General features: G+C 58.6%; 4 protein-coding genes. All 4 read left to right on the top strand.

Features of this window, described 5'->3' with window-relative positions; genetic code table 11:
* Window positions 1-156 precede the first annotated feature (156 nt).
* Window positions 157-723 (top strand): hypothetical protein, encoded by a 567-nt coding sequence (locus tag EJC49_RS23645; RefSeq protein ID WP_342635381.1) that lies wholly within the window; start codon window positions 157-159, stop codon window positions 721-723.
* Between the two features lie 479 nt (window positions 724-1,202).
* Window positions 1,203-2,444: an aconitase family protein gene (locus EJC49_RS23640; protein ID WP_126702393.1), complete on the top strand. Its 1,242-nt coding sequence runs from the start codon at window positions 1,203-1,205 to the stop codon at window positions 2,442-2,444.
* A gap of 373 nt (window positions 2,445-2,817) precedes the next feature.
* A complete protein-coding gene (locus EJC49_RS23635) occupies window positions 2,818-3,801 on the top strand; it encodes a radical SAM protein (RefSeq protein WP_126702392.1) in 984 nt (327 codons plus the stop codon).
* Window positions 3,802-4,855: 1,054 nt separating this feature from the next.
* Window positions 4,856-6,384 (top strand): PHP domain-containing protein (locus tag EJC49_RS23630; RefSeq protein ID WP_210211857.1); only part of this gene is annotated, 1,529 nt, incomplete at its 3' end.

The following is a 6,384-nucleotide window of genomic DNA, read 5'->3' as shown; positions in this document are numbered from 1 at the left end:
CGAACGAAGACTACGCCGCTCGCAAGAAGGATTGGAAGGAGAGGCTTGGTTGAAGGCAGCCCTGCCAGATGCCATGTGAGCGCCATGCCGCGATCCACGAAACCGAAGCCGCCAACCAGGCTGATCCAAGAGTGGCCGCTGTCACCTGCGGCGACCATGGGCTCGGGCGTGCGCGCGAAAGGAATCCTGCTCGAAGTGCGCGCGCATCTCCCCTTCGCGGAGCGCAGGCTCCTGCACGTCGAGACCGGCGCACTTGTGCTGCGCGTGCCGGAGGATGACCCCGACGATCACCAACCCACTGTCGATGCAGTCACCTGCAAGCTCGCCGGGATCGAGGACCTGCCGGTCATCCCACGCGAGGTCGAGGACATCCTGTCGATCAAGCAGGCCGAACGCCATCGCTGGCTGAAGGACGGCCGGCTGCAGAGCGCGGGCACCCGGACGGTGAAGCTGCGCGGCCGGGCGCGGAAGATTACGTTCCACGTCTTCGACCCACGCCACATCGAGGATGTCCTCGATCGAGACCTGCCGGAGGTCTGGCGCGAGGAGGACAAGCTGGTTGCAGCGGAGAACAGACGGCGGGGCGCACAGAAGGCAGCACTGAAGAAGGCTGGCAAACTTGCTGGTGCCGACGCCGCGAGAAGCAATGTCAGAAGCGATGGCGACCCTGCGCTAGCTCTGAAGGGCTGGGGCGACTTCGACTTGGACGGCCTGCTCCGTTGATGCCCCTCTGCCTGACAGTGAGCATCGGCTAGTCAGTAATGGTTTCTGGACAGAGAGGCAGGCGTGGGCCTCACCCGCAGCTTGCGACCCCAAGTCGGTCGTTCAAGCCAGACCATACAGAACCCGAACCGTCTATTTGGCACTCTAGCATCGGCCCTAGCGCGGCTGTGTCCGGACAGACGGGTTCTGAGTACTACGCTACCGTCGGCTACCATTCCGCAGCCGACTCTGCATCTGTCAGTGAGGTCGCTTTTTCCACGTTGCCAACAACCCACATCAGGCCTGAACGTTGGGCACAAACAGGCCAGGTGGCCCTCGGCAAGTCGCTTCCAAACCATCGGAATGCAACCATCCGGCCAAGGTTCAAATATTCGCGTGGCGCGTCTTGATATCTTGATCAGAATGTTGTTCTCTCACGAAGAGAATGTTTCTATGTGATCAATATGATGCTTGGGGCGCACTGACGCACTGGAGCACTAATGACTTTGCTCGCGCAACTGGCGGCAAAAGCCAACATCGCCCTCCCTCCAGTCGGCGATGATTTCTCTCTCCCTGTCGATTTCATTTACGCACACGACCGTAATACGTTCAAGATTATTGATGAATTATCGCGCCTCGGCGTTGGTGACTCGGCTCAACAGTCGCTGCCGCTTGCCGGGAAGACTTTGTTTTTCATGGACCACTATAGCCCAGCTCCGACGGCGGAAGCCACAAAACTCCATGCGCAACAACGGGAGGTTTGTGGCCGGATGGGCGGCCGCCTTTTTGACGAAGGCTCCGGTGTCGGCCATCAACTGGCGCTAGAGGGCCTGGTACAGCCTGGTCAAATCGTGGTTGGAGTTGACAGCCACACTTGCACCGTGGGTGCGATTGGAGCGCTGGGACTACGGATGCCGGCTGTTGGCGTTGCTCGTGCGCTGGCAACCGGCGAAGTCCTTATCTACCGGCCGCGAACGCTGCGGATAGAGATGACGGGCCGTTTGCAGCGGCCGGCTACGGGCAAGGATGTCGCGCTGTCCATCGCACGCCTTAAGCGAGAAAGGTTCGCTGACGCAATACTTGAGGTGGGTGGCGATGGTTTGACTTCATTGGGGCTCGCCGACCGCATTTCGATTTCGAATCTCGCAACAGATCTCCAAGCACGTAGTATTATTTTCGAGATTGATGATTTGATCATCAAACTATATAGTCTTGAAAATCGGGATATACTTCGCTGCGGCGCGTCAGAATATACGGATATCATACCTGTTGATCTCGGCACTATCGAGCCGCAGATTTGCCTCCCTGGAAGCCTATCGAACTCAGTTGCTTACTCCGGGGTAAAGAACCCTCGACGGGTCGATGTCGTTATGATTGGAAGCTGCACGAACGGTCAGATTGAGGACTTCCAAATGTTCTGCGATACTCTTGGCGAGAACTCGATCGCGCCGGGCGTACGCGTGATAGCAACGCCGACCTCCCGCGCCGTACTGCAAAGAATGAGCGCGGAAGGTGTGCTGGGTCATTTGATCAGGCTTGGCGTCACTATAAATCCCCCTGGGTGTGGCCCATGCATGGGCTTACATCAAGGCCTTTTGGGAGAGGGTGAGGTGTGCGTTGCGACAGGAAGCCGGAATAATCCTGGTCGAATGGGTTCGCCACAAGCGAATGTTTACTTGGCCAGTCCTTACGTAGCTGCGCTTTGCGCAGCGACGGGCTATATCGGAAAATGGGAGAACTGAGATGTCAGAATTGGTTAAAGTACTTCCGAGCGGCAACATCATTGTTGTGCAGCCTGGGTTCAATGGCACAGTCACCTCGGATGACTTTCGCGCTTTGACCGCTCCTGCAGATCCCTCGTTATTCGACGGATCATTCCTTAATGCAACAAACGCAAAGGGCCCTTTTGTCCTCGTCCTTGGATCCGGGTTCGAGAACGGAGATGTCGCTCAAGGGCTTCACATGGGTACCTGCGCCGGCCTCGCGAGCGTAGAACAACTTCGGTTCCTCCAAAGCAGAGGGCTTGAAGCCCTTGTCATGGCTCGCTCTCACCCAACCCTTGTCCAAAACGCGAAAGCAGTCGGCATTGATGTAATCTTCGGGGGAATTCAGTGAATGGAGCCTCTGTTGAGGGAGTTGAGAATTGAAGTCAACAAGCGCTGCAATTTCGCTTGTGATCATTGCTACACAGACAAAAAGGGAAAAATTTCTTCCCTTTCGACCCTCCTCGGGATTGTTGGCCAGTGCGCGAAATCAGGTGTTACCGACCTCTCACTGACAGGTGGTGAGCCGCTGCAGGATCTTGACCGGACCTTAGCGCTTATTCGTGCCGGTGCAGAACTGGGGCTAAGGGTCAGGCTCAACACCAACGGATGGTATGCAGACGCGGAGTGCCTCAGCAGCCTCAAAGCAGCCGGACTTCACGAGATTCAGGTAAGCATGAGCCATTCCGATGCGACAGAATTCGACCGCTTTGTGCGCCGGAAGGGAGCATTCGCGCGCGCGTGCGAAGCAGTGCGCCAAGCGACAAATATGAACTTGAAGACGACTGTACGTTGTACTTTGATGAATGATAATATAGAGCAAATCGCTAATATTTATGACCTCGTTGCAGACTTGGGCGCGCATTCTATGAAGATCCGCGCGATTGTGGAGGTGAACGGTGTAAGGGATGCCGCCGCCTCCATTGCTGCGTCCGTACGCGTGCGTTCGATCGAGAAGCTCAAGGATCGCGTTAAGCAGAGAAGAGTTCCAGTAGCATTGGCTGATGGGGGTGAGTTTTCTCTTGACGCGGCTTCTGACATAGAGCGGCTTGCCTGCAAATGTGGCGATGTGGCTGTATTCGTAACCGCCGAGGGCATCATTACGCCGTGCCCCTTCCTTCGTGAGAACGAAGACTTTTGGTGTGGGGATATACATAGTCAATCGATTGAAAGCGCGGTTTCCTCCGCTCGCTACCGTGCCTTTGTTGGGCATCGTGAGGCGACTTCCGACTGCGGAAATGATGCTGGCTGCGCATGCAAGGCTACGCTTGTGGAGCAATTAAAGCCGTCTGCCAATCAAGGCCCCCGACACAAACGACTGGTTGAGCGCGCCTAATGCTCGACCCTGATGATCCTCGCTGGGCGCTTGTACCGCATAGCCAAGGCAGTCGCTTCCTCCATGTGCCAGCTGCCCATGGAACTGGGGAAGACATGGCCTTCGGGCCATTCAAACAAGATGGGGCACCCGTTCAGCGCGAGTCCCTCTGCGGTGAGGCGTCTGGGGACTACGGGCAACCTATTCCCTACGAACTTCGCAGCGCCTTGGAACAAGTGAACATTGATCGCCAGCGCGAGGCGGTAGACAGTCAGTTGATATATGGCGGCAAACCGCCTGGGGAGCTAGTTTCTGACAACGCGGTTTGCCAAACTGAAATAGATGACTCGGTTGATCAGATCTTTCCGTCGGTTCTGTGCTCGATGATGCGCATTGTGGCGACTGTGAGACCGCCGACGGATTCCGAGTGGATTGTTGCTACGGCCCGTGATCATGAAAAGGTACCTGGGAATACAAACGCAATCTGTTACCTACGAGGCAGGAAAGACAAGATCGAATGGCTAGGCGAGGAGGCTTCTCCTCCAACGTCGAGCGGAATAATGGCGGTAGAGTTTCACCGATTGTTTCCCCAGCCAGGAATTCTTCTCCACACTCATCCCTTGTTCGGAGTTCTCCTGGATCGACCGGCAGGAAATGCTCATATCCTCCTGAATTCGCCTCGTAGTCGCGATTTCGCCGCTGATATCGCATCGGCGGCGGCGACTGCGTGTGCCGCATTCCGGAGGTCCGAAGGAATATGGGTTTTCGGAGCAAGTGGGATCGAGGCCGCGCTCTCGACGGCTCGATATCAACTATCAGCGCTTGACCACATCTGGCGGGAGCAATCGCTCTAGGCCTTGCTCTGCAAGGGGAACGCGCCATCCATTCTGCTGTTAAGCCGGATGCTTCGTGCAATAACTACCTCACCGACGGAACTCCTCGAGTTGGTGACGTCCCTTGTTAGCGGACTGATGGGTTTTACCCAAATCCCACCGGCTAGCCGGGGGTTCAACGTCGACATTATCGCGAGAACATAGTAGGAACAAGTTCCGCGAATCCCGGAGGTGTTTCCGCGTTGCGCTATGCCGAGCTTCAGGTCACCTCGCACTTCAGCTTCCTTCGCGGAGCGTCGTCGGCGGAGGAGCTGTTCGCTCAGGCGCATGCCTGCGGGATGGAAGCGCTGGGCATGGTCGACCGGAATTCCTTGGCGGGAATCGTGCGCGCACATGAGGCGGCAAAGACGACCGGGATACGACTGGTTGTCGGTTGCCGACTCGATCTCGCCGACGGCATGTCGATCCTGGTCTACCCGACGGACCGTGCAGCCTATTCCCGGCTCTGCCGGCTGCTGTCGGTCGGCAAGAAGCGTGGCGGCAAGGCGAAGTGTGTCCTTCACTGGAACGATGTCGAAGCCTACGCGGAAGGACTCGTTGCCGTGCTCGTGCCGGACCAAGCGGATGACCTCACGGCGCTGCACCTTCGACGCCTGCGCGATGCCTTCCCGGGCTGCGCCCACCTCGCGCTGACGCTGCGGCGAAGGCCGAACGACCAGATGCGCCTCTACGATCTATCGCAGATGGCGCAAGCGCTCGGCGTGCCGACCGTGGTGACGAACGACGTGCTGTTCCACGAGCCCGGCCAGCGCATGCTTCAGGACGTGGTGACCTGTATCCGGCACAACGTCACGATCGACCAGCTTGGCCACCGACGCGAGCGCCACGCCGACCGCTACTTGAAGCCGGCTGAGAAAATGCAGCGGCTGTTCTCCCGCTACCCAGAGGCGCTCGCCCGCACGATCGAGATCGCGGACCGCTGCCGCTTCTCGCTCGATGAGTTAAAGTACCAGTATCCGGAAGAGCGCGACGATCCGACAATCTCGCCGCAGGAGATGCTGGCGAGGCTGACCTGGGAAGGCGCCGAGCAGCGCTATCCGGAAGGCGTGCCGGACAGCGTTCGCGCGACGCTGGAGCACGAACTGCGGCTGATCGCGAAGCTGGAGTATGCGCCGTACTTCCTGACCGTGAATTCGATCGTCCGCTTCGCGCGCTCGCAGGACATCCTCTGCCAGGGCCGAGGCTCCGCCGCCAACTCCGCCGTCTGCTACGTGCTCGGCATCACCTCGATCGATCCCGGCCGTAACGACCTTCTCTTCGAGCGCTTCGTCTCCGAGGAACGGCGTGAGCCGCCCGACATCGATGTCGACTTCGAGCACGAGCGGCGCGAGATCGTCATGCAGTGGATCTTCGAGACCTACGGGCGCAGCCATGCCGCTCTCTGCTCGACCGTCATCCGCTATCGCACCAAGGGCGCGTTGCGCGACGTCGGCAAGGCGCTGGGGCTGACCGAGGACCTGATCAAGGCGCTGTCCTCGCAGGTCTGGGGCTGGTCGGAAGAAGGTGTCACCGACGAGCAGGTCAAGGATATGAACCTGAACCTCGGCGACCGCAGGCTGCGGCTCGCGCTCGACCTTGCCCGCCAGCTGATGGGCGCACCTCGGCACCTTTCGCAGCACCCCGGAGGATTCGTGCTGACGCATGATCGCCTCGACGATCTCGTGCCGATCGAGCCGGCCGCCATGGCCGACCGCCAGGTCATCGAGTGGGA

Origin of the sequence: Aquibium carbonis (genome assembly GCF_003970795.1) — a bacterium.
In the GTDB taxonomy this organism is placed as follows: domain Bacteria; phylum Pseudomonadota; class Alphaproteobacteria; order Rhizobiales; family Rhizobiaceae; genus Aquibium; species Aquibium carbonis.
The sequence above is the reverse complement of the archived record's forward strand: the minus strand, read 5'-3'. Positions and strand labels throughout refer to the sequence as shown.

Excerpts from the sequence above, each read along its gene's own strand:
- EJC49_RS23645 (WP_342635381.1), top strand. The coding sequence starts at position 157 with ATGGGCTCGGGCGTGCGCGCGAAAGGAATCCTGCTCGAAGTGCGCGCG.
- EJC49_RS23635 (WP_126702392.1), top strand. The coding sequence starts at position 2,818 with ATGGAGCCTCTGTTGAGGGAGTTGAGAATTGAAGTCAACAAGCGCTGC.
- EJC49_RS23640 (WP_126702393.1), top strand. The coding sequence starts at position 1,203 with ATGACTTTGCTCGCGCAACTGGCGGCAAAAGCCAACATCGCCCTCCCT.